This window comes from Lysinibacillus sp. CNPSo 3705 (assembly GCF_028674935.1).
GTDB lineage: Bacteria > Bacillota > Bacilli > Bacillales_A > Planococcaceae > Lysinibacillus.
This window is the reverse complement of record NZ_JAQZSD010000025.1, coordinates 17,365-41,678: the sequence shown is the minus strand read 5'-3', so window position 1 is coordinate 41,678 and position 24,314 is coordinate 17,365. Positions and strand designations below refer to the sequence as shown.

The window sequence follows — 24,314 nt, the reverse complement described above, 5'->3', positions numbered from 1 at the left end:
GCTTTTCTCTTCTTCTGATGAAAATGTATAGACGACATACAGCTTCTCACCTGTTTCAGTTTTAACAAAGCCTCTAAGCTTTTGACCATTTATTTTATATTCACTCGACCAAGTTATGGAGAATGTTGACGGTAGAGGGGAAGATTCCGTCAGTTGAAATGTTACGATGAAGAAATAAGAAAGAAATCCAAAGGCTATAACAAGCGCTGAAATTAAATGCCTTTCACCTTTCCATTTAAGCCATAACGCAAAAAGTAAAAGAATAGTGAGTAGCCAAGCTGACTTGTGTGCCGCTATTGAAGCAACAAGTACAGCTAGTGCTACGTAAATCCATTTATGCTTTAAAGCTTTTTGCCAAATAATGCACTCACCTTCTGTTCATAAGGGAGCAATTTTTCTGCAGGCATACCACTCTCACGAAGCTCGTTTAGCATGTCTATGTACAAGGCTAATTTTTCGTCGCTTAAAAAGTCAATTTTACGTTCATCAAACGGAACGTGTACAACCTCTACACCTGCTTTTACAAATAGTTCTTGTGCATAAGGGTTATTTTTATAATCAGTAGCGTAATACACTCGTTCAATACCTGCTTGAATAATAGATTTCGTACATGGTAGACACGGGAAATGCGTAACATATAAGTCTGCACCTTTTGTAGGCGTACCATATTTAGCACATTGTAGCAGTGCATTCATCTCGGCATGCACTGTACGCACACAATGGTTTTCCACAACATAGCAGCCTTTTTCAATACAATGTTCATCACCTGTAATTGAACCGTTATAACCACCTGCTATAATTCGTTTATCTCTAACGACAGTTGCTCCTACTGCAAGCCTTGTACATGTACTACGTAATGCAAGTAAATGGCTTTGCGCCATAAAAAATTGATCCCAAGTAATTCGCTCCATATGACTACCTCCATAAATTTAAAAGCTGTTCGTTTTGCTCTTTTTATACTATAGTGTAGCCCTTTTTGAAAAGAAACGTCAATATCCCAAAATTTCCTGTCATTACTTAACGGTAATAAAATCCTTCAGTCTCTCAAACGTTTTTTCGCCAATACCACTCACTTTTTTTAAGTCCTCAATTGTTGTAAAGCCACCATGCTCCTCACGATACGAAATAATGCTTTTCGCCTTTGATGGACCAATACCTGATAATGTCGAAAGTGCAGCTTCATCTGCTTTATTTAAATTCACTTTTTGATCTTTTACACCGTTGTCACCTTGTGCTGCTCCGCTAGTAGACATCGTCAACATATTAGAAGTAATATCGTTAGGCTGTTCACCCTTTAAAGGAATGTAAATAACCATCTCATCCTCAACTTTTTGTGCATGATTAATGAGTAGCGTATCAGCATTCTCCGTATAGCCTCCTGCAAGCTGTACTGCATCTATAATTCGCTGGTCAGTCTGTAGCTCATAGACACCTGGATACATAATAGCACCCTTTATATCAACAAATACCTGTTGTATGACCGCTTCATCAATAGATTCTTTTATTTCATGTTGTTCAATAGGTTGGATTGTTTCGATGAGCTCTTCTTGGGGAGGTGAAGAGTCAGATTTCGAAAAAAAGAAGTAACAAAATCCACTGATTACTAGTATGCCGGGGAGCAACATACTTTTCTTGTACTTTTGCCAAAAAGATTGGATCATCTAATAACATCCTTTCCTTTGCAAAAGGTAATCATATGGAGTCTATTTCATCTTACAATATCCTTCTTGCGTTGAAAAGATAAATTATCAAAAACGAAGGCACCTGCCCTTTGCTTATTATGACACTGACATAATATTGTGAAATCATGTTATTATTGGAATCATAAAGGTCACCACCAAAACGACTAATTTACAGCACATATATTAAAAAAATGTCATCTATCACTTTTAGTGATGAACCACAATAAAAAAGACACATTATGCCTTTGCGTACTGAATGGAGGAATAATATGCAGCTAACAATACAGGCAAAGGGAGAAAATGTAAAAGCTATCTCCTACTTACTATCAAAAAATCCGAATAATTTATATGAACGGCGCGTAAAGGATCATTTAGTTCGACTTGTTTATCACGAGCTTTCTGAAACAAGTCTTGTTGTGACAATATTTGTTACACCAAATGCACTCGCACTTGTTCAAAATGACAATGCACTTGATATTACACATTATATTAATGACCGTGAATTCGCCGCTAGTAGTATTTTTTTATCCCTTATCCGTTCTGCTTTAGGTACTGCGTTAAATGGTAAACCAAAAGAACAATATATTGAATTTGTAGCTCAAGCATTTTCATTTTCATTTGAATTCGGTCCAATCGCTTCAGCTATGACAAATGAAGCTATACATGAATTGTTTCAGCCTCTTGGATATACTGTAAACATTGAAGCTTTGAGTAACGACCATCGCGCACGTTTTCTTACATTATCTGCGGACATTACGCTACAACAAGCACTACAGCATCTCTTTGTACTGATCCCCGTTTTAGATGATTATAAGCACTACTTTATCGATGAGTTGGAAGTTGATAAGCTTAAACGATACGGAGAAGGCTGGTTAGATACACATCCAATGAAAGAATTTATTTTTAAAAAAGCTCTACGCTTCTCCCATTTATATAATGGAAACACAGCACCACAAAATGGAACGCGGTCACTCAATACATTACGCTACGAAAAAATTGTTGAAACCATTAATAATCTACCTCGAAAATCATCAATTGTTGATTTTGGTTCTGGTGAAGGAAAGCTTTCAAGTTTACTTGCCTACGTTAAAGGAATTGACGAGTTGCTTGCGGTTGAACCAAGTGAAGCTGCAATGAAAAAAGCAATCAAGCGTTTTGAAGGCTTAGAGGATGCATTTGTAACCCCAAAACCTACATGGGGCTCGCTATTTTATTACGATGCTCGATTAGAACATAAAGACGTCATTGTTTTATGTGAAGTCATTGAACATATTAATGAAGAACGATTACCTAAAATAATGGAGTTGATTTTAACTCAATATAGTCCTCAGACATTAATTGTGACAACACCAAATGCCGAATACAATGCTATTTACAAATTGGATGAAATGCGTCATGATGATCACCGATTTGAATGGACACGCCAACAATTTCAAGAGTGGTGTCATGCGATGAATCACAACGAACAATATGAGCTTTCATTTACTGGCATCGGCGATCAACATGATATTTACGGACAACCAACCCAAATGTGCATTTATACGAAAAAGGAGGAGAATGTATGAACATCAAGATTCCACATGCAGGGATTGTTCTGCTAATCGGTCCATCCAATAGTGGAAAATCTACTCTTTTACAACAATGGGTTAATACAGGTATGCTTGCTCCTTCTGAAATTATTAGCTCTGATGCTTATCGGACACTTGTTTCAGATACAGATTATATCGATTTTCAACATCATTCGAAGGAAGAAGCGGATTTATTGTATGATGAATATTTAGCTATTTCAGCACAAGCCTTTGCAGTTATGGAACGCGTATTAGAGGCTAGAAGCTCATTAAATAAATGTACCTTTGTTGATGCTACACATTTACAATCAGAGGAACGTCAAAAATATATTTCACTTGGAAAAAAACTACATGTTCCGGTTAGTGCAATTGTATTGGACATTCCTCTTGATGAATTGTTACATCGAGATACTTTGCGTAAAGACCCAAGAGGTAGTAAACGTATTAAACAGCAGGCACGTTTATTAAAAGCAGAAAAACGATTTATTAAAAAAGAGTCGTTTACAAAAACCTATATTGTGACAGACACAGATGGACTAACATTATCAAGACAAAAGTCACCGCTACTGTTAAATGTAGAAGCTGGGCTTGATATTATTGGTGATATTCATGCCTGCTTTAATGAATTTATCGAATTACTTGGTAAGCTAGGCTACGAAGAAAATGAGGAAGGTTACTATATTCATCCACAAGGTCGACGCTTTGTTTCAGTTGGAGATATTATGAGCCGAGGACCAAAATCAATTGCAACGATGGACTTCTTTGATCGCCATATAGAGCGTGGACTTGCCTATATGACTGACAGTAATCATGGCTGGAAAATAGCTCGTTGGTTAGATGGACGCAAAGTAACATTACATCATGGGGATGAACTAGTTGAAGCTGAATTTAATGCTTATGAAGAAGATTACGGAGCGGAGAAAACAAATGCCTTAAAAGCTCGTCTCGCAAAATGTTTACTTGCTGCTCCCTCTCACTATTTGCTAGTGAATAATGGCATTTCTTCAGCTGTTGTTACACACGCAGGTATCCGTGACCGTTATATAGGCAAACAATCGACAAGGATTTCTGATTTCTGTCGTTACGGTGATGTTCAGGGGCAAGATAAATCTGGGAAACCTATTCGTAATGATTGGTTTATAGAGCATCAAACATCACAGCTTATTATTTGGGGGCATGATCCTAAAATTAATCCGTTAAAGCAAAATAATACGTTGAATATTGATCAAGGTGTTGTTTTTGGGGGTCAGCTAACTGCTTTTCGCTACCCTGAAAAGACAATTGAGTTTGTGAAGGCGTATAAAAACTATGCCGGTATCGAACGAAATCCTCTACTTGAGGCAAAAGCGCAACGTTTTGCACCACCAAACATCGGGGCATTTTTAGAAGGATTCACAGTGGAAACTGCCTACTTTAACAATGTACAAATAGGCGGTGCTCATGCAAAGGCAGCCATCGACAGTGTTTCTCATTATGCACTGCCGTTAGAACAGCTAGTTTATATTCCACCTACGATGAGCCCAACACCACAAACATCTTCGTTAGCAGATACGTTGGAACACCCTTCTGAGGCATTTGCCTATTATAAAAAGCACGGTGTCCAGACAATGATTGTCGAGAAAAAACATATGGGCAGTCGCGCTGTTCTTTTACTGTTTAAAGATGCGCTTATTGCAAAGGAATACGTTGATACAGAAACACTTGGTATCATTACAACTAGAGCAGGAAGACGGTTTTTCGATAAAGAGACGGAACAAAAAATTTTGCAACAACTTCATACAGAATTAATAGAGAAAAATTATTTCGAACATTTTAATACAAATTTCGTACTACTCGATGCAGAAATTTTACCTTGGAACTTAAAAGCGCAACAACTAATCGATCAACAGTATGCACATGTAGCTGAGCAAGCTCTAATGGACCGCACAAAGCTTATGGAGAAACTACGTGACACAGTACAAATCGATGTTTCAGAATGGCTTCAGGAGTATAAAGGGTTACTTGAAAATGCACAACGATTTTCAACTGTTTACCAAAATTATTGCTGGGATGTCCAAGATGCTTCAGCTATTCAAATTGCGCCCTTCCATGTATTAGCACATAGTTCGGAAACGTTTTTCCATAAACCGCATATATGGCATATGGAAATGAATCGACTATTTGCCAAAAATTCAACATTATTTATTGAAACAGAGTTTAAAGTCATTACGGATGAAGCTTCTGAACAAGAGATCATTACTTGGTGGGAGGAAATGACTGCTGCTGGTCATGAAGGTATTGTTATTAAACCTGAAATATTTGTCACAAAATATAATGGTAAGCTCATTCAGCCCGCAATTAAAGTACGTGGTCGTGAGTATTTACGAATTATTTATGGTATGGACTATTTAGAGCCTTCACATTTAATGAAACTGAAGGAACGTAATCCAAGTAAGAAAATGAAGCATGCATTGCGTGAATTCGCGCTCGGACTAGAAGGAATAGAACGTTTTGTTAAAGGGGAATCGACTGCTCGTATTCATGAATGTGTACTCGGGACATTAGCACTCGAAAGTGATCCTGTCGACCCTAGACTTTAGTAAGGTTGCCACTCATCTTAATGTGGAGGTGAACACAATGTGTTGCTTTCTGGAAACATTTTGGTGAAGAACTCTTTTTCTGACGTTCTATCCGTCACTAATATTTTTATGGTCATAAAAGTGCCACACTGCCTATTGGACAGTGTGGCACTTTTCTTCATTATTTTCTACAAGCGTTATTCTGTTAAGATGTCATTAAATTTCGCTTGTAGCTCAGCCGTTAAAATTCCCTCATTGTAAAAATGGCGGATAAATACATATTGCATCATATCCCCCCCTTGAGCGGGATTCATCTGCATTAATATTTGATTAATCTTCTCCGTGAGCTGTACTGGATTGGCGTACATCGTATTCCAAGCGCGAACCTTTAACTCTAAATCTGTACCAAGAGCCGCTTCTTCCAAGTCCTGTATTGGTATTGGCTCACTAAAGTGGGCATACGGATCTTCATATGTATCTGTATGTAAAAAATGAATACAATCTTCTAACTTGTCTGCCACACGTATTGAATCTACAAAAACTCCATGTTCATTTTCATTTAAATGACTATCTTCAAAAATTAAAAACGGTGCATGGTGCTGAAGCCCAACCACTTGCTTTTTACATTGCGGCGTAATAAAGATTAAGCCGTTCTCTAGCTGTAATGTTTGAACATATGCAGCAAAATTACCACTTTCAGCAAAGTCACTATATGTTTTTGGACGATAATAAAATTCAGCGTCTAGCTCCTCTGCTTCAATCGTCCACTCTACCTCTGGGCAATCCAAAATAACGCGAAGTGCAAAACCATTAGCTGTTTTTCTGAGCTCATCATAAATATAAAACTGCTTTGGAACTACTTGACCTAACTCACTTTTAATATTGTTAAACGTTAAATAAATGATTGATTTTGCAGTAAAGCCTCCTGCCATATCAAGTGTTAGTACAACTTGAGTAGCCGTACGGCGAATACTAACTACTTTTGCATCATGAAGACTTTGCTCAAAGACCTCTCTTGCCTTTGATTTCATATAAGCTAACGTTTTCTGCTTTTCCTCATATGCCGCATCGAGAATATTTTCAAATAGCTGCTCCTGTTCATTTCTCCATCGTAAAAAATCTTCACGTACATGTTTAGGAACATTTGGTGTATTCAACGTACTATCTAAAATATATGTATGGAATCGCAGTGGTAAATAGCTCATTAAACTATCACGTATTACATCTAACTCTTGCTTCTTTTCCTTATATGGATCAATATCATTTTCCTTTGCATAGGCAAGGTAATCTGTCCACGCCTCCTCTGATTCGTAAATAAATAGTCTCATCGCATTTTCATATGCTTTTTTAACTTGCATTGTTAAATGCCACATAATTTCAGCTCCTTTTAATTGGGTAGACACTTTTTTGAAAAAAATAGTCATTGATTTTAGTTAAGGGGATTCATTTGATAATAAAATACTTTTCGTCATAATTTCAATTATGCTATTGATATTAGTTGGTTGTGCAGGTTTAGCAGTTATCTGCACATCAAATTTGCATATATGGAGAAGAACTGGTAGATGGGCAAGGAGAGGTAAAGGGTAATGTAAATAATTATAACTATGTGCCTCCGAAAATAACAGATATTTGGTGGAATGACAATTATATAGATGAAAAAGCTTTTATCCAACAAAAGAAGCTTTTAAATTTGCCCGAAAGTGTGGAATTAATTCCTATTGAAGATTTAAGTGATCTTCGGCAATGAAAAGCAAAAACAGCTCGCTGGTTTGTACCAGCAAGCTGTTTTACTATTTTACCGCACGGATAAAAATACGTTCACTTTCATATTCAGGGCTTTCATCTGTAAAATCTGCTGTTACTTCTACATGGTTAAAGCCAATTTCCTGAAGCCACGCCATATATTGCTCAATTGAGAATGTGCGTTGGCTATGCTCCTCGTCGAAGCGTTCATACAGATCACTCACAGCATCACGCACATAAAACGTCATTTGGTGGACAACGGAATGTTCGAAATCGCCTGGTTCCGTATGCCACACATAGCTAATATCACCATCGTCATACGTAAACGGTCCGTCTAAAAATATATCATTCATTTTAAATAATGAATGTACGTCAAAAAACAGCTGGCCTCCATCTCGTAAAGCACCATAAATACGTTCTAATGTTGAATAAACCGCTTTTTCTTCCACTACATAATTCAACGAATCAATAGCTATCGTTACAACGTCAAGCGCCTCAAAGCCCTCTAATTCATCCATCGACAGACAATAGAGAGGAACATGTAATCCTGCATCAGCAAAGCGCTCTGCGGCAATTGAGAGCATATTTTCAGACAAGTCAATTCCACTCACCTTGTAGCCTGCCTGCGCAAACAGCAGGCCAAGCACACCTGTACCACAGCCGATATCTAAAAGATTTGGGAATTGACTGCTCGGTGCATGCTGCAAAACCCAATCCACATAAAGATTGTATGGGATATCGGTTTGCAGCTCATCATACACGTGTGCAAATCGTTCGTAACTAGTCACACTTAAGCCTCTGGCATGTCTAGTTGCGGTGCATCGCCCCATAGACGCTCTAAGTTATAATAAGCGCGTTCATCTTTATGGAATACATGCGCTACTACATCTCCAAGATCTACAAGAACCCAGCGCGCTGCATCAAAGCCTTCTACACGGCGAATTTCATAGCCCTCTTTTTCTGCTATCTCTTGTAATTCACGTGCGATTGCTTGCACTTGGCGATCAGAATTACCATGAGCAATAATAAAATAATCTGCTAAAAGTGAAATGCCTTGCATATTTAAAACGACAATATCCTCACCATGTTTGTCGTCAATTGCTTTGTAAGCTGCTTGTAATAAAGTTGAAGTCATCCTTCACTGTCCTCTCTTTTCATCATATCGTTGTAACATTCTATTGATAATGGATAAATTGGTTGCTTTGTGTCAATTAAAAATGCCAATGTATGGCGCACACAAGCACTCATCGCTTTATCCAAATTTTTCTTTGCCTTTTTTCGCAGACGATCAACCCCATCAAATTTACGATTAGGTTCTATCATATCTGCAACAAAAATAATTTTTTCTAGACGGCTCATGCCTACGCGTCCTGTAGTATGAAAACGAATAGCATTTAACATATCCTCATCCGTAATGCCAAATTCGCTTTCTGCAATATATGCACCTACTGGACCATGCAGTAATTCACTACCCCAGCCAATAAGGCGAGCATCTAATTTTTCATCACGGACGATTTTCTCCATCCATTCGATATCTGCATATTTCGCAATATCGTGAAGGATGGCAGCTATTTCAGCTTTTTTTTCATCCTCGCCATATAATATTGCTAGCTCGATCGCTGTTTCCATTACACCAATGGTATGAATATAGCGCTTCTCAGGCATGCGTGGCTTAATCGCCGCTAAGTACTGTTCGCGTTCCATATAGACCTTCCTCTCGTATGAACGTCTCTACCGCTTCAGGCAGTAAAAAAGTAACCGTTCCTCCAGTGGCAAGTCGTTCACGAATCAGTGTGGACGATAAATCGATTTGGGGAGCTTCCACCATTACTATAGGATACTCTGTAGTGGCCACTGTTCCTGGACGCTTTACTCCTACAAATTGCACAAGCTTCACTAATTCATCAATACAGTACCATGTATGAAGCGAATCAATCATGTCGCCTCCAATGATAAAGTAAAACTTCACATTAGGCTCTCTTATGCACATTGCAGAAAGTGACTTATATGAATAGGATACGCCACCCTTCTCCACCTCATACGACTCGACAGAAAAATACGGGTATGGACTTATTGCACGCTTTACCATTTCAAGGCGTTCCTTATCGCTAGCATCATGACGTGCGAACTTATGTGGTGGCAACGCATTAGGCATAAAGCGAACTTCATCAAGCTCTAATGCATGCAGTACTTCATTAGCCATCATTAAATGTCCATTATGTGGTGGATTAAATGTACCTCCCAGTAAACCGACCTTTTTCATCGTCTCACCTTATTTCGTTGCTTTTGGTAATGCAATCTTTTTATGATTGCGTGACTCTTTATATAAAACAACTGTTAGTCCAATTAATTGCACAAGCTCTGCATGAGCACCTTTAGCAAGTGCTTCTGCAACTTCATGTTTATCGTCTTCACAGTTATCTAAAATACGTACTTTAATCAACTCTCGTACTTCTAATGCTTCACGGATTTGCTTTGTCATTTCGTCATTAACGCCGCCTTTTCCTACTTGGAAAATCGGTGTTAAATGATGTGCTTCTGCACGTAAAAAACGTTTCTGTTTACCTGTTAACATAAAAATTAGTTTCCTCCTAATTGCGCCTTTAATTGCGCAATCATTGAATTTGTATTTGGGTATTCACCAAGCCAATGCTCAAAAGCAATAGCCCCTTGGTGAACGAACATTCCAAGACCCGTCACGACGGTTGCTCCTTTTTCCGCAGCCGCTTTTAAAAAAGGCGTCATTAATGGATTATACACAATATCGGCCACAATTGCGCCTTTTGCAAGTCGTTCTAAGGAAAATGGCATTGAAAAATTACCCGTAGCAAGTCCAGCCGATGTCATTTGCACTAAAATGCTGAAATCAGCTAATAATTCCTCAGCCTCCGCTAAAGAAATGGCATGACCTACACCCATTTCATCGACAATTGCTTGGGCATTTGCCACTGTACGGTTTGCAATGGTTAAATTCGTATAACCTTGCTGTTGCATGGCAAAAGCAATACCACGAGCAGCACCGCCCGCACCAATTAGAAGAACTGGCTTGTCTTTATGTGACTTACCAACCGCTTCTTCTAGCGAACGTACAAAACCAACACCGTCTGTATTATAGCCCTTTAATGTTCCTTCTTTTGTTCGGACAACCGTATTGACAGCTCCCATTTTTTTTGCCAACTCATCTAGCTCATCTAAATAAGGAATGATCGCTGTTTTATGTGGGATGGTTATATTCCAGCCACTAGCACCTAATGCTTTCAGGCCAGCAACCGCTGACTCCAAATTTTCAGAAGACACATGCACTGGAATATACGTTGCATCTATCGACATTTCCCCGAACCAAGCATTATGCATCGCTGGGGATTTTGAATGCTCAATCGGATCACCCATAACTGCAAACCATTTCTTCATTTCCTAATCCCTCTTCTCTACTTATACATCCTAAATTAGTGATGGACGAATTGAAACTTGTACACCCTTTGGGGCATAAGCCGCAACAACTACATTGGCATGCTGCACAGTAATCCATCCAAGACCAGAGAAGACAACATCTGTTTTCGCTTCTTTAATAGAGAACTCATGACGCACTAATGGCGGTAGCTGTTCGATAAATTCAGCAGTTGGAGGTGCTAGCAATTCACCCTTATGCTCTGCATACAATGTATCTGCCTTCTCAAGCTTTGTTCGGTGTATTGGCAAGTCATTTGCCACGTGTACCGTAAATGCCGAGCGTTCTCCTTGAATAAAGTCAAAACGAGCAAGGGCGCCAATAAATAATGTTTGTCCAGCATTTTGTTGATACACTTTTGGCTTTATTTCTTTTTTAGGCATAATATATTTTAATTCGCTTGCATCAATATGGTGTGCCATCTGATGGTGATTAATAATTCCCGGTGTGTCATATAATGCACTACCATCATCTAATGGAATTTCAATCATATCTAAAGTGGTACCTGGGAAATGAGAAGTTGTAATAATCTCACCTTCACCAGTAGCCTGCTTGATAATGCGATTAATGAACGTGGATTTCCCAACATTTGTACAACCTACAACGTACACATTTTGTCCATTACGGTACTCATCAATGGCTTCCATTGCTTCGGCCATCCCTTTACCTTTATGGGCACTCACTAGAAGTACATCTACAGGTTGTAGACCGAGAGCCTTTGCTTCACGTTTTAGCCAATTAATCACTTTTTTCGGTTTCACAGATTTCGGTAATAAATCGGCTTTGTTCGCGATTAATAACACAGGATTTTTACCTACGAAGCGGTGAAGTCCTGGTAGCCAGCTCCCATTGAAGTCAAATATATCAACAATTTTTACGATTAAGCCTTGCTGTGTTCCAAGACCGTTTAAAATGCGTAAAAAGTCGTCATCTGTTAATGACACTGGTTGAATTTCATTATAATTTTTCAAACGGAAGCAACGTTGGCAAATGACCACGTCTTTTTCCAATGATGATGGGGGTGCATACCCAACTGCTGTTTTATCTTCTGTTTGAATTGTTGTACCACAGCCAATACAATTTGGCATTTCGTTCATTCTTTTTCCTCCCAAGTAGTGATTCCTTTTCGTTTTAAATTATTGAACACACGACGCTCAATAAAGCGGTTGAATTTTGTTACGAGCCCATCTGATTGTGCAACTGGTTTTACTAGTACCGTATGCAAACCTAAGCGATTTGCGCCCATTACATCTGTTAGTAGCTGGTCTCCTACCATTACTACCTCCTGTGGTCGTAGCCCCAATTGAACAATTGCACTATAAAAGGCATTACGAAGTGGCTTTCTCGCCTTATGAATATAAGGAATACCTAATGGCTCAGCAAATTGTTTAACACGCGCCTCTTTGTTATTCGACGCAATTATTACACGAATGCCTGATTCTTTCATAATGCGCAGCCAAATAATAAGCTCTTCCGTTGCATCTGCACGGTCCCATTCCACAAGCGTATTATCTAAATCCGTAATAATCCCTTTAATACCTAAGTCTTGAAGCTTTTCCGGCGTAATTTCATAAATACTCGTGACAAATTCATCTGGTAATAAAAAATTATACAAAATAGCGACCCCTAATCTAAACGTATTATTCGACCATTATAGCATATTTGCGAAAGCTTCACCCATTCGAATTGGGCTTCCTTGTACAACATTTTCCGTAAATTCTATAGCATCCTTTTCAAACAGCATAACGACTGTTGAGCCGAATGAAAAATATCCGACTTCTTCCCCCTTATGCCACTGTGTTGTTGTATTAGTGAGCATAATAGAGTTTACAAAGGTAGCACCAACTTTAATAAACGCTATTTGCTGATCATTCGCGACTTTAAGCTCTGTTACTGAACGATAATTGTGTGAAATAGGTTTTTTACCGTATGTAAGACCGAGCTGGTTAACAGGATAAGATTTTTGGCCAAGTGTATATTGTCTTAGCACTTCCCCATCAATCGGGCTATGAATACGGTGATAATCTGCAGGACTCAAGTAAAACACGATAAAATGTCCATCTGCATATTGTGAAGCACGTTCTGCATTGCCGAGTAAATCATGTAAAGCATAAGGCTTACCCTTTACATGAAATGTCATATCCCATTCGATACGTCCGAAGGATTCCACTTTGGCATCCACTGGACTTACATAAGTAGTGGGATTTTGTTCAATTGGACGTGCATCTTTTAAAAGCTCTCTTGTAAAAAAATCATGTAAACTTGAAAATTGTTGTTGTTGTTTTGAAACCTCTTCAAGATTAATGTCGTATACTTTCATGTAACTAGGAATAATTCGTTTACTCCACTTTGCTTTTGCAATAGATTGCAAAAGATGGGAGGATTGCTTGCCATTTGTTAATTCAATCAAGCGTTGATATAGTTTTTCTTTCATAAAACAAAACCCCTATCGATTAATTTAGACTGTCAATTTTTTCGCATTCGAAGTATAATGGTACAATATCTTAAGTGCAAAGGAGTGATCCCCCTTGTTTTTTTATCACAAGTTGGTGGATACCACGGTTAAGAAAATGAAATCGCAAGCAGCAAACTTTATCACAATCAGTAATATGTCCTTCGGCGGCGCGGCCATAATGGCTACACTACACGAATACTATAGCTTCAGTGTCTTGTTTATCTTTATTGCAGCCCTTCTTGATCGTTATGATGGGAAGGTAGCTAGAGCACTCGGACAAGTGTCTGATCTAGGTAAACAATTAGATTCTATGAGTGATATTATATCATTTGGTGTAGCGCCTGCATTATTAATGTATAAAGTTGTCTTAGTCGACTTTGGTTTCGTCGGCATGACGATGACAGTACTATACATCATCTGCGGTGCGATGAGATTGGCTCGTTTCAATATTACTGAAGCAAACGGCTATTTTACAGGGTTACCAATTACAGCGGCAGGTACGATCTTAACTTTAACGTATTTTGCATCTAATACGTTCCACCCGGCATTTTATCTTTTCCTATTCCCCATACTAGCATTACTAATGATTAGTACAATTTCGTTAAAAAAAGTGTAACAGCGCATTTGCTGTTGCACTTTTTTTCATTTAACACAGTTTTATAACATATACTGTCGAAAAATGGGGAAAGGATGAAATCATTCAATGAGCGGAATTTTTACATCTATGTTGCAGTTATGGCTTGAGATCCCAGCGTTACTTGGCTATTTAAAGGGGCAAACATTCCATAAACCCTTTTCAAAAGAAGAGGAAGCTGCTTGTATTGAACGATTTTTAGGCGGTGATGAGCAAGCGCGTCTTGATCTAATTGAACGCAATATGAGACTCGTCGCACACGTTGTGAAAAAATTCCACCCAAAACATGAACAACTTGATGATTATATTTCCATTGGTACTATTGGTCTGATGAAAGCCGTTGAAAGTTATACTCCTGACAAAAAAACCCGTCTTGCCACTTATGCCGCCCGTTGTATCGAAAATGAAATTTTAATGCATCTGCGTACACAGAAAAAAGTGCAAAAAGATGTTAGCTTATTTGAGCCAATCGGTACAGATAAAGATGGTAATGCACTACAAATACGAGATCTTTTACAATGCGATGAAGAAAGTGCAACAGAAAAACTTGAACATAAAGAGCATGTTGCACAACTATATCATTATTTGCATATGCTTGACGAACGTGAACTCGAAATTGTTACACTCCGCTATGGTCTAAACCAGCAAGATGCACTTACGCAAAAAGAAATCGCTGCACGTTTAAATATTTCTCGTAGTTATGTATCTCGCATTGAAAAACGAGCACTTATTAAACTCTATCAATTATATAAACGAGATCAAAAGATAATTGAGTAATATATTGTAAATTGATACTTATAAAAATTCAACAACCTCATTACTTTATTGTGCAATTAATCTTGTATTTTTTGTTACAAAAGTACCCCTTTGGCAAATCACCATAACGTAAAGTTGATTTCCGTTCCAACTGAATGCACTCTCAGGGGCGTCTGATGAGATACTTCGGATAAATAGATGTTTTGTGCGAAAGCGAGGCAGCAACAACAACAGGAGGTTAATCACAGAGGCGTTGTTACAAGACACGATGGACTTTGTTCCCTACCTGCGCGATCCAAGGTCTTATCTGTGACATTAATCCCTAAAGAGTCGCCCAATCACTTCTACACAAAGCATACGTTTTTTTACTAAACATCATCCCTAAATTTAGTAATAAGCCCAATCCTTAGCAAGTTTGCGTAACTAATGAAGAAAAAAAATCTCTTGCGATTTAAAATCGCAAGAGATTTTTTTATTCTGCAGATTCTGATAGTTCTACTGAAATAAGTGTACCGAGTAACATTGTTATAATAACTACACCTGCTGTTAAAAATAGCATTATGAATGCCTCCCATCTAGAAATGAAGAGATTTAATTAACAACAGTTTAGCATTTGTGAAACGTGTAAACTGTGATTTTTCTCACACTAAAAGCCACTCATTTTGACTATTTTGTGTAGTTTATTTCACTAAATTATTAGACTTATAATGATTCGATAGCTTTTAGTACGATTTGTGTTGAATGCTTTGCAGCTACTGGTAAAAACTCATCGAAGCTAAGATTCGATTCTTTTCCAGCAATATCTGATAAAGCACGAATAACAACAAATGGCGTACCAAATTGATAACATACTTGTGCAACTGCCGCTGCTTCCATCTCTACTGCCTTCATTTGCGGGAAATGACGACGGACAGCTTCTACACGAACAGGATCATTCATAAAGGCATCACCTGAGCAAATTAAACCAATACCATATTGGTGCTCTCCAACAGCTTTTACAGCCTCTTCAGCAACTTTCATAAGTTTTTCATCCGATTTATAAGCTGCTGGCATACCAGCCATCTGCCCCATTTCATAACCGAAAATCGTGACATCTACATCATGATGACGAACTTCATCTGAAATAACGACTGCGCCAACTTCAAGAGTTTCATCATAGCCTCCGGCAGAGCCCGTATTAATGACTACGTCAGGCTTAAATTCATGTAATAGAATAGTAGTTGACATTGCGGCATTCACTTTACCAATACCACTTTTTAATAAAACTACCTCTTTCCCTTTATAAGTTCCTGTTGTATACTCACTGCCTGCGATTGTTGTGCTTTTTGCTTGCTCTAATGATGCTCGTAAAAGCTCAACTTCCTCTTCCATTGCGCCAATTACTGCAATTTTCATTTCTTTTGTTACTTCCCTTCTATATTCAACTCTATTAAAAATAATAAAATGAATTATTTTCGTCAATAGGCGCCGTTTAATGTATTTAGTTGTTCAAGTTTTACTGGTGTCCAGCCTTCGTTGTCAACCCATTCCATGCTAACACGATACATTTTTGTCTTATCATTCGTTGAAACTGTTGCAATAGCCGAATTAGCGCTACCATTGTTCCCCATACGCCAAATAATCATATTGTCCTTTTCGATGCCTGTAACGGCCGCAACCGTTGCTACCTTTTCAGCCCAGTCTACAGATTTCTCATCGTAAGAAGACACATGCTGACCTGTTTGTGTTGTAGGTGTAGGTTCCCAATTTTTATTTGTTATGACCTTGTCAACAATTGGATTGTCTGAAGTAGTTTCTGTAGTAGAGTCCTGTTTAGATGGTTGAGATTCGTCTGTTGGCTCTTCCTTTGCTTGTTTTTCCTCCTGAACTGATTCATCATTTTTTTGCTCTTTAGAAGGCTCTTCCTTCACATCTTTTTTATCGTTCTTCTGCTCCTGTATTGGCTCGTCTTTTTCAGCTTTTCCTGCATCATCCTGCCATTTAAACACAAATGTTGCTGTTATAATAATTAATATCACGACAATACCAATTAAAACATTCAATAGTTTATCTAGCTTTTTATTACGAGATGGCTGCAAATGACGACTGCTTCGAGTTTTTCGTTCACTCATGAAGTCTCCCCCTCTCTAGCCAATATTCTATCAAGTTCAACAGTACTTGCAAAATAATTGTGCTCATATATTTTTTCAGAGAGAAAAATATAACTATCTTGACTTATTTCCCCATAGTTTTTTCCCTTGATTTAAATACTTACATAGATGTTTAAATCAAGATTAATTTCCACTTGGCGTATATTGTTGTTATTGTTATTGCTCTCTCTTTCGAACAGACAATGCAGAAGATAAAAGCAGCTAGCTCTCCTTAAAGATAAGCTAACTGCTTGTACCAAAATTATTTTATTGAAATAATTTTAACTTTCATTTCACCACCAGGTGTTTGTACAACAACTTCTTCGCCCTCAGCACGGCCTAGTAAGCCTTTCGCAATTGGTGATTCATTTGAAATACGGAATTCCATTGGATCTGCCTCAGCCGAACCAACAATTGTATACGATTCCTCATCTGTTGATGGTTTCCCATTAATAACTTCTACAAATGTAACCGTTTTCCCTAGTGATACTACACTGTTGTCTGTTTCGTCCTCAGAAATAATAACTGCGTTACGAATCATAGATTTTAATGTAGAAATTCGACCTTCTAAAAAGGCTTGTTCTTCTTTTGCAGAATCATACTCAGCATTTTCAGAAAGATCCCCGAAATCACGAGCAATTTTAATACGTTCTACGATTTCCTTACGTGTTTCCGTTTCTAATTTCACTAATTCTTCTTCTAATTTTCTTTTACCTTCAGCTGTCATTGGGTACTGTTTTTCATTTGCCAAAGTTCTTCACTCCTTGTTTTCGTCAATATAAAAACATAAAACTCGATTAAGTGGCTTAGTGGATGCACTTAATCGAATTTTATTATTTTTAAACGGTTTCAAATTACTCTTTGACCTAATAGTATGCATGCCTTTCTGAAATATGTACAGATATGCATGTAAATATTGTCAATACCACTCTATCTTATTACAATACGTTGTCGGTTTCAAGGATAGTTTTAATCTTAGTTACCATTAAATCAATCGCAACCTCATTATCCCCGCCTTCTGGAATAATAATATCGGCATAACGTTTCGTCGGTTCAATAAACAGATTATGCATTGGACGCACTGCCGATAAATATTGGTCGATTACAGAATCCGTAGTGCGTCCACGCTCTTTTATATCACGCATTATACGACGAATAATACGTAAATCTGAGTCCGTATCTACAAATAATTTAATGTCCATTAAATCACGTAAATCTGCATCTTCTAACACTAAAATACCTTCTAGTATAATAACATCTACAGGCTCTACATGAATAACTTCTTTTGCTCTTGTATGCTGCACATAATCATATACCGGCTTTTCAATTGATTGGCGGACCAATAATTTTTTTATGTGTTCAATTAACAAATCGTTATCAAACGCTAACGGATGGTCATAGTTTGTACCTAAACGCTCCTCAAACGTTAAATGACTTTGGTCTTTATAATAAAAATCTTGTTCAATTACTACTACTGAATGATCGCGGAAAACATCATAAATAGCACGTGTCACACTCGTTTTTCCCGAACATGAACCACCAGCAATTCCGATGACGACTGGACGCTTTGCTACCATTAATTATTCTCCTTTCGCATCATGTTATGTGGTTTTAATGGTGTATCGCATTTAAATTTAACAATTTGTAATGGGTGCCGTGCAGCATCTAAGCTATTGCCATCCTCATCCCAAATTTCCCCCATTGTAAAACGGAAATTATCAATTTCTGGTCCAAAGAATTCTACCTCATCGCCAGGTTTAAAATAGTTCCGTTGTTGCATTGTCACAATTTTTGTTTCAGGGTCATGCTCTAAAATTAAACCAGCAAACTCATAAGTCGTTTTACGGCCATGTACACCAAACATTTGCTCCTCGTGCCCAGGAGCATCATGGAAGAATGCTTCAGCGGTATCACGGTTAGCACATTTGTCTAGTTCTTCTAGCCATTCACGTTTAATTTTAAAGTTTTCAGGGTCAGCACAATAAGCGTCAATCACTTTACGGTACACTGAAATAACTGTAGCAACATAGTGAATTGATTTCATACGACCTTCTACTTTTAATGAATCAATACCAAGTTCAATCATATGTGGAATTGCTTCAATCAGCTTTAAGTCTTTCGGACTCATGGCAAAAGGTGCGTGATTATCATCGAAAAGTGCCTTTTCTTCGCCATCTTCTAGCTCATATAAATCATAGTCCCAGCGGCAAGATTGACAGCAACCACCACGGTTAGAGTCACGAGCAGTCATGTGATTTGACAGTACACAGCGACCAGAATAGGCGATACACATGGCTCCATGAACGAATGCCTCAATTTCAATATCGACTTTTTCCTTCATCAGCTTCATTTCTTCGCCGCCTACTTCACGTGCTAATACTACACGATGTAAGCCTTCTTCTTTCCAATACTGCACTGCCTTCCAGTTCGATAAAGATTGCTGTGTAGAAAGGTGAATTTCAAGCTTTGGTGCAGCTGTACGGCATGTTTCAATGATTAGTGGATCCGCTACAATAATGCCTGTAACACCCGCAGATTCAATATCTTGTAAATATTGCTCTAAACCGTCCATATTTTCATTGTGGGCGAAAATATTTGTCGTAACATATATTTTGGCACCATATTTATTGGCGAATTCAACACCTTCGCGCATTTCTTCAATTGAGAAGTTATCTGCGTTTGAACGGAGACCGAACTCTCGTCCACCAATAAATACAGCATCCGCTCCATAATGAACTGCTACTTTTAATTTTTCTAAACTACCTGCAGGGGCAAGTAGCTCTGGTTTTTTTGTAATGACACGTTTACCGTCTACAATTTCACGGATTTTGTCATTTTGTTCTAATGCTAATGCCATGTTCTTGCCACCTCCTAGTAAACTGTTTCCTTGAAGATAAAGCCAGTATCAAGAGGTCTGATGGCAGGCTGAATATCTTCAATTTTAGCTAATAAATCATCTTTAATATCTTCATACGCATCTGCTGATTCGTCAAAATATGTGTCAATTGCTTTTCGATAAGCTTCTGTTACTGTGATCACATATTCTGGCGTTTGAAGAACACCCTCAATTTTCAATGCATCAATGTTACCTTCGAATAATTCACCAAGCTCATCAATAATGCACATATCGTTTGGGCTAAAAATATGCGTACCATTAGCATCTTCATAAATTGGATATTTATTATTTCGTTCATCATCATGAAGGAACATATTGCGATTTTCCTTACGATTTTCAATTTCCATTACTTTATCCTGATATAAGAAATAATGGCCTAGTAATGGACGTTTTGATTGGAACATACATGTCATTCCATGTACTTGAACCTCAATCTCAACTTCTGTATTTTCTTTAATTTCTAGCACTTCATCTAAAGAAAGTTCACGTGAAAGCACTGCGCGAGTTGCTCCGCGTTTTCCCCAATAATTTGCAGTAAACCAGTTCGTTGCAGTCGTTTCCGGATTCCAGTGTAGCGGTATTGTTACACCTTGCTCACGACGGATGATTAATACTGCTGGATCACCATAAATTAAACGGTCAACACCAATACGTTGCATTTCTTTTAAATATTCGGCAAGCGCATCCAATTTTTCATTATGGAATAGCGCATTTACCGCAACATAAACCTTTTTACCCGCGGCATGAATTAGCTTTGTAGCTTCTTCCACTTCACTCACAGAAAACTCTCCTGCTAGGCGCAGACCAAATTGTTGTTCACCAATGACAAAAGCATCTGCTCCAGCCTGTAAAAGTGCTTTAACATGGTCCACCGATTGCGGTGTAACAAGCAATTCAGGTTTTTTCATAATAGTCACCTCTTCAAACATAATAATAAACCATCACCAACTGGTAAAAACGCACTTGTATAATCAGGGTGCTGCATAATCCATTCGGTGAAGTTTTTTAAATTGCGAATCATTGTACGCTTACGACGCGGTACATCTTTTAAATCCAAATCTGATAGGCCATGCATATACATATTATCGATATACAGAACTCCGCCAGATTTTACAAGAGGTGCATACTTTTCAAAAAAGCGTTGATATTGTCCCTTTGCAGCATCGATAAAAACTGCATCGAAGGTCGTTTGAATTGCTTCATCATTCACTTCTAAGGCGTCACCTTCAATGACTGTAATACGATCTGATACTGTAGAACGTTCAATATAAGCCTTTGCTCTTGCAACACGCTCTGCATCACGTTCGATTGTAACGATTTGCACATTTGGTATAGCCTCTGCCATCCTTATTGCAGAATAACCAATTGCTGTACCAATCTCTAAAATTTTCGACGGATTTTGAATACGTAGCAATTGATTTAGTGCATCAATGCCTGAAAGTTGCATAATCGGCACATGATTCTCCTCCGCAAATGCTTCCATCTCTAAAAGCAATTCATTACGTGGTTGAATAAATGATTGTATATATGCATCTGATAATTCCATTTTTTAGTTCACCCTCATATCAATTATGCCTCGGCATAATTGCCGCTGTCGCTACGCTTTTGCGCAGATAAACAATGCTTCCGGAATCAGCTTTGTGCTTAGGCCTGCATGAGGGCCGAAACGATGTCGGTCATTTCGGTAATGCCTAGGACGTGACATTTTTACCGATGCAGGTCAGTTAGCCGTTCTCGCATCGATGCGATAATTTTAGGCTAATATCCTTTAAGAACTCCACTCCGATTCCGTGACATTCGCCGGAGGCGCAACGAGCAATACTCGTTGTCTGTACTTCATCATTTAGCAACAAAAAGAAAAAGACCAAACGTGATGTCTTGGTACTTCGTCATACAAAAATGAGCAATTGTTTTTATAAGCTCAGAAACAATTGCCACCACGTATATTATTCCGCATTAACGGACTGATTGAATTTTTTCCATGCGGATTGATTAAAAATCACAATTTATAATAGCACGAAAATAGAAGGAAAGCTATTTTTCTTTCCTTCTATCCACATTATTACTATTTATTTTTTCTATTTTAAGTACTTACTCAGCTTTTTTTATATATTTATCTACCTTCAGTAAATGTTCATCATACGTTTTCGAGAAGTGGTTGACACCTTTTTTATCCGCTAAGAAGTATAGATAGTCCGTTTTACTTGGATTAAGCACTGCTTCAATCGAAGTTTTTCCTGCTCCCGCAATCGGACCTGGTGGTAAGCCTTTATTTTTGTAAGTATTATAGGCATTATCTACTTCTAAATCTTTATAAAGGACACGATCTTTATGGGAACCAAGTGCATATAAAACAGTTGGATCTGTTTGTAATGGCATCCCTTGATCGATACGGTTATAGAATACGCTCGCAATCGTTTCTCGATCTGTTTGAGCAGTAGCTTCTCTTTCCAATAATGAAGCAAATGTTAATAATTGATGTACTGACATTTTCTTCTCAGTTAGAGCATCGTTGTAATTTTTCACAACCTTGTCCATTGCTCCTATCATTTCGTCTACAATGGATTCTAATGATGGTTTTTCTTCAAAATAAGAATAAGTTGCAGGGAATAAATAACCTTCTAAATCATATCGGATTTTATCAGCTAAAACCGCATCCGTCACAAGCTCAGGGTATTTAGCCTTCATTTGTTGTACAAACGCATCGCTTGTTACTAAATCCATAAATTCTTTTTGAGTGTAAGGCGTTTTCTTTTCCACTATATTACCAATTTGTTCAAGTGTTAAACCTTCAGGAATTGTCATTGTAAAGACTGGTGTACGATAAACCTTCCCGGTTTTTAAACTTTCGATTAGCTCATCCAATGTCATTGCTTGTGTTAAATCATAGTTTCCTGCTTGGAACTGGGATTCATTTTTAAATTTAGCATAATATTTAAAAACACGAGCATCTTTAATTACCCCTTTTTCCTCTAATAGAGTTGAAATAGAGCTTAAAGTTGAGCCTATCGGTACTTCAACTGCTATTGTTTTAGTTGCATCTGGATCTACTGGTTTTAGGGCACTCTTCACATAACTATAACCAAGTAAACCGACAATCCCAGATATTAAAACAAAAGCAATTGCTACAATAGCAACGATTTTTCTCACAATTTTTACCTCGGATTTTCTTTCTTGCATTTTAGCAAGCATTTCTTGTTTTTTCGAACCGTTATTCACGGGTTTCCCCCCTATCACTCCATTATCATACTAGAAATCAACTTTCACGACAAACAGAAATAGAAAATCAGTAAAAATAGATCACATAAAAAGAGATTCCGACAAAAGAATGTAATAAATCAACATTGATTTACAGTCAACAAACTAAATTACTAGAGAAAAGAACAGAAATCCAGGAGAAAAACAAAAATCTGCTCACTATATCATTAGCAGATTCAATAATATTCTCTTCACCTCAACGGTTGGAAAACTTACTCTATCAAAGTTTTGCCTCGCCATCATATTGTCTGCAATCGGCTTTGTACTTAGGCCGACACGATGTCAGTCACTCAGTTGTATTTGTCCTCATTCTATTTCCTCCTTTTCAAATTAACTTACTTGTTTTAACAAGTTTTATCTGTTTACCCGTAATTGGTCAATAAATGCAGATAATACAAAAGCAAAAAAATCCATTTCATCTGTAAAAATAACTAAATTAGCTTGGAAAAACATAAATTCATTTTATGTTTTTAGCTACGTCATAAAAAAACTCCGAGTAGCATTTTACTACTCGGAGTTCTAATTATAATTCATTTAATACATCTTCAACAAATGCCCATTCTTCATCTGTTTCAATCGGTAATAATTCATCAATCGTCCCGTCATTTCCAGAGACATATTGTGAAGCAAAAATATCTCTTTCCTCTATTGGCTCGTCTGTTGCCAGAACATAAAGTACATAGGATTTGTCAAATTTTTCAGATGAAAATGTATGAATAACCTCACAGACCTGATCTGCCCCATCCTCATCTGTTATTGTAAATAGTTGCGGCTCTTCCTCAAATTCGTCTAAAAGTGTCAGAACTACCTCATTAATCATTTCCCATTCTGCATCTGTTTCTACAGGCTGTAAATTTGTCATTTCTCCATTGTTATCATCATAATCAAATGTCATTGCAGAAATATCTCCAGGAATGTCATTACCATTGTCGTCGATTAACGAAAACAATACATATGATTTTTCATCTGCATCGAAGGTGAAGACAACACGACATTTTTGCTCCTTGCCATTTTCCGCTACTATAAGAAATTCTTGCGTTTCCTCGTTCATTCAATGTCCTCCTTTTAACTATGGTTCAACTTTTGAAGCTAGTCCTTAAAAAGATATATTTTTCACCTTACAACCTTATAGCTTCATTCTTGCTAAAGTAAAAAAGGAACAAGGAGTGCTTGGTGCCATCCTTGTT

General features: G+C 37.7%; 25 protein-coding genes. 4 read left to right on the top strand and 21 right to left on the bottom strand.

Annotated elements, in window-relative coordinates:
- Positions 1-341 precede the first annotated feature (341 nt).
- Together PVA17_RS12585 and PVA17_RS12580 are read right to left on the bottom strand one after the other, a co-directional pair.
- Positions 342-911, bottom strand: coding sequence for a ComE operon protein 2 (locus tag PVA17_RS12585; RefSeq protein ID WP_132356903.1), 570 nt, complete (start codon positions 909-911; stop codon positions 342-344).
- Between the two features lie 102 nt (positions 912-1,013).
- Positions 1,014-1,661 carry a helix-hairpin-helix domain-containing protein gene (locus tag PVA17_RS12580; RefSeq protein ID WP_274067875.1) on the bottom strand — a complete coding sequence of 216 codons (648 nt, stop codon included), beginning with the start codon at positions 1,659-1,661 and terminating at the stop codon, positions 1,014-1,016.
- 290 nt (positions 1,662-1,951) lie between these two features.
- Here PVA17_RS12580 and PVA17_RS12575 point away from each other — a divergent pair, with 290 nt between their 5' ends.
- Both PVA17_RS12575 and PVA17_RS12570 read left to right on the top strand, forming a co-directional pair.
- Positions 1,952-3,247 carry a methyltransferase domain-containing protein gene (locus tag PVA17_RS12575; protein ID WP_274067874.1) on the top strand — a complete coding sequence of 432 codons (1,296 nt, stop codon included), beginning with the start codon at positions 1,952-1,954 and terminating at the stop codon, positions 3,245-3,247.
- Positions 3,244-5,829, top strand: a complete 2,586-nt coding sequence (locus tag PVA17_RS12570; RefSeq protein ID WP_274067873.1) for a polynucleotide kinase-phosphatase — start codon at positions 3,244-3,246, stop codon at positions 5,827-5,829. Before PVA17_RS12575 ends, PVA17_RS12570 begins: the two co-directional genes overlap by 4 nt.
- 176 nt (positions 5,830-6,005) lie before the next feature.
- Here the strand turns inward: PVA17_RS12570 and PVA17_RS12565 are convergent, their stop codons facing one another.
- The 10 genes from PVA17_RS12565 to PVA17_RS12520 form a co-directional block, all read right to left on the bottom strand.
- Positions 6,006-7,181, bottom strand: a complete 1,176-nt coding sequence (locus tag PVA17_RS12565; RefSeq protein WP_274067872.1) for a DUF4085 family protein — start codon at positions 7,179-7,181, stop codon at positions 6,006-6,008.
- Between the two features lie 417 nt (positions 7,182-7,598).
- Positions 7,599-8,339, bottom strand: coding sequence for a class I SAM-dependent DNA methyltransferase (locus PVA17_RS12560; protein ID WP_274067871.1), 741 nt, complete (start codon positions 8,337-8,339; stop codon positions 7,599-7,601).
- Positions 8,340-8,341: 2 nt separating this feature from the next.
- The gene (gene rsfS / locus PVA17_RS12555; RefSeq protein ID WP_132356907.1) at positions 8,342-8,686 is read right to left on the bottom strand and encodes a ribosome silencing factor; all 345 of its coding nucleotides are present in this window, start codon (positions 8,684-8,686) and stop codon (positions 8,342-8,344) included.
- Positions 8,683-9,255, bottom strand: a complete 573-nt coding sequence (yqeK, locus tag PVA17_RS12550) for a bis(5'-nucleosyl)-tetraphosphatase (symmetrical) YqeK (protein WP_248716624.1) — start codon at positions 9,253-9,255, stop codon at positions 8,683-8,685. The genes rsfS and yqeK overlap by 4 nt, the downstream gene beginning before the upstream one ends.
- On the bottom strand, positions 9,224-9,814 hold the full coding sequence (locus tag PVA17_RS12545; protein WP_274067870.1) for a nicotinate-nucleotide adenylyltransferase: 591 nt from the start codon (positions 9,812-9,814) through the stop codon (positions 9,224-9,226). Before PVA17_RS12545 ends, yqeK begins: the two co-directional genes overlap by 32 nt.
- A 9-nt stretch (positions 9,815-9,823) precedes the next feature.
- A complete protein-coding gene (gene yhbY / locus PVA17_RS12540) occupies positions 9,824-10,126 on the bottom strand; it encodes a ribosome assembly RNA-binding protein YhbY (protein ID WP_132356910.1) in 303 nt (100 codons plus the stop codon).
- A 5-nt stretch (positions 10,127-10,131) separates the two neighbouring features.
- Positions 10,132-10,962: a shikimate dehydrogenase gene (gene aroE / locus PVA17_RS12535; RefSeq protein ID WP_132356911.1), complete on the bottom strand. Its 831-nt coding sequence runs from the start codon at positions 10,960-10,962 to the stop codon at positions 10,132-10,134.
- Positions 10,963-10,992: 30 nt separating this feature from the next.
- Entirely contained in the window at positions 10,993-12,096 is a 1,104-nt protein-coding gene (yqeH, locus tag PVA17_RS12530) for a ribosome biogenesis GTPase YqeH (RefSeq protein ID WP_248716626.1), read from the bottom strand.
- Positions 12,093-12,614, bottom strand: coding sequence for a YqeG family HAD IIIA-type phosphatase (locus PVA17_RS12525; protein WP_132356913.1), 522 nt, complete (start codon positions 12,612-12,614; stop codon positions 12,093-12,095). The genes yqeH and PVA17_RS12525 overlap by 4 nt, the downstream gene beginning before the upstream one ends.
- 36 nt (positions 12,615-12,650) lie before the next feature.
- The gene (locus tag PVA17_RS12520) at positions 12,651-13,433 is read right to left on the bottom strand and encodes a phosphatidylserine decarboxylase (protein WP_132356914.1); all 783 of its coding nucleotides are present in this window, start codon (positions 13,431-13,433) and stop codon (positions 12,651-12,653) included.
- A 136-nt stretch (positions 13,434-13,569) separates the two neighbouring features.
- On the opposite strand from PVA17_RS12520, the gene pssA reads away from it, so the two are divergent.
- Entirely contained in the window at positions 13,570-14,070 is a 501-nt protein-coding gene (gene pssA, locus PVA17_RS12515) for a CDP-diacylglycerol--serine O-phosphatidyltransferase (protein WP_132357279.1), read from the top strand.
- 87 nt (positions 14,071-14,157) lie between these two features.
- Positions 14,158-14,865, top strand: coding sequence for an RNA polymerase sporulation sigma factor SigK (sigK, locus tag PVA17_RS12510; RefSeq protein ID WP_053484741.1), 708 nt, complete (start codon positions 14,158-14,160; stop codon positions 14,863-14,865).
- A gap of 681 nt (positions 14,866-15,546) precedes the next feature.
- Here the strand turns inward: sigK and mtnN are convergent.
- From mtnN to PVA17_RS12465, 9 genes are all read right to left on the bottom strand, one after another.
- Positions 15,547-16,239: a 5'-methylthioadenosine/S-adenosylhomocysteine nucleosidase gene (mtnN, locus tag PVA17_RS12505; RefSeq protein ID WP_248716628.1), complete on the bottom strand. Its 693-nt coding sequence runs from the start codon at positions 16,237-16,239 to the stop codon at positions 15,547-15,549.
- Positions 16,240-16,301: 62 nt separating this feature from the next.
- Positions 16,302-16,955 (bottom strand): YrrS family protein, encoded by a 654-nt coding sequence (locus PVA17_RS12500; RefSeq protein ID WP_274067869.1) that lies wholly within the window; start codon positions 16,953-16,955, stop codon positions 16,302-16,304.
- A 280-nt stretch (positions 16,956-17,235) separates the two neighbouring features.
- Positions 17,236-17,724 carry a transcription elongation factor GreA gene (gene greA, locus PVA17_RS12495; protein WP_049667741.1) on the bottom strand — a complete coding sequence of 163 codons (489 nt, stop codon included), beginning with the start codon at positions 17,722-17,724 and terminating at the stop codon, positions 17,236-17,238.
- Between the two features lie 187 nt (positions 17,725-17,911).
- Entirely contained in the window at positions 17,912-18,550 is a 639-nt protein-coding gene (gene udk / locus PVA17_RS12490) for a uridine kinase (RefSeq protein ID WP_132356917.1), read from the bottom strand.
- Positions 18,550-19,830: a peptidase U32 family protein gene (locus PVA17_RS12485; RefSeq protein ID WP_274067868.1), complete on the bottom strand. Its 1,281-nt coding sequence runs from the start codon at positions 19,828-19,830 to the stop codon at positions 18,550-18,552. The genes udk and PVA17_RS12485 overlap by 1 nt, the downstream gene beginning before the upstream one ends.
- A 14-nt stretch (positions 19,831-19,844) precedes the next feature.
- Complete coding sequence (locus PVA17_RS12480) at positions 19,845-20,777, bottom strand: peptidase U32 family protein (RefSeq protein WP_132356919.1); 933 nt, start codon at positions 20,775-20,777, stop codon at positions 19,845-19,847.
- Positions 20,778-20,782: 5 nt separating this feature from the next.
- Positions 20,783-21,415 carry an O-methyltransferase gene (locus PVA17_RS12475; protein WP_132356920.1) on the bottom strand — a complete coding sequence of 211 codons (633 nt, stop codon included), beginning with the start codon at positions 21,413-21,415 and terminating at the stop codon, positions 20,783-20,785.
- Between the two features lie 545 nt (positions 21,416-21,960).
- Positions 21,961-23,088: an endolytic transglycosylase MltG gene (mltG, locus tag PVA17_RS12470; RefSeq protein ID WP_132356921.1), complete on the bottom strand. Its 1,128-nt coding sequence runs from the start codon at positions 23,086-23,088 to the stop codon at positions 21,961-21,963.
- Positions 23,089-23,650: 562 nt separating this feature from the next.
- A complete protein-coding gene (locus tag PVA17_RS12465; RefSeq protein ID WP_274067867.1) occupies positions 23,651-24,178 on the bottom strand; it encodes a DUF1292 domain-containing protein in 528 nt (175 codons plus the stop codon).
- Between the last annotated feature and the right edge of the window lie 136 nt (positions 24,179-24,314).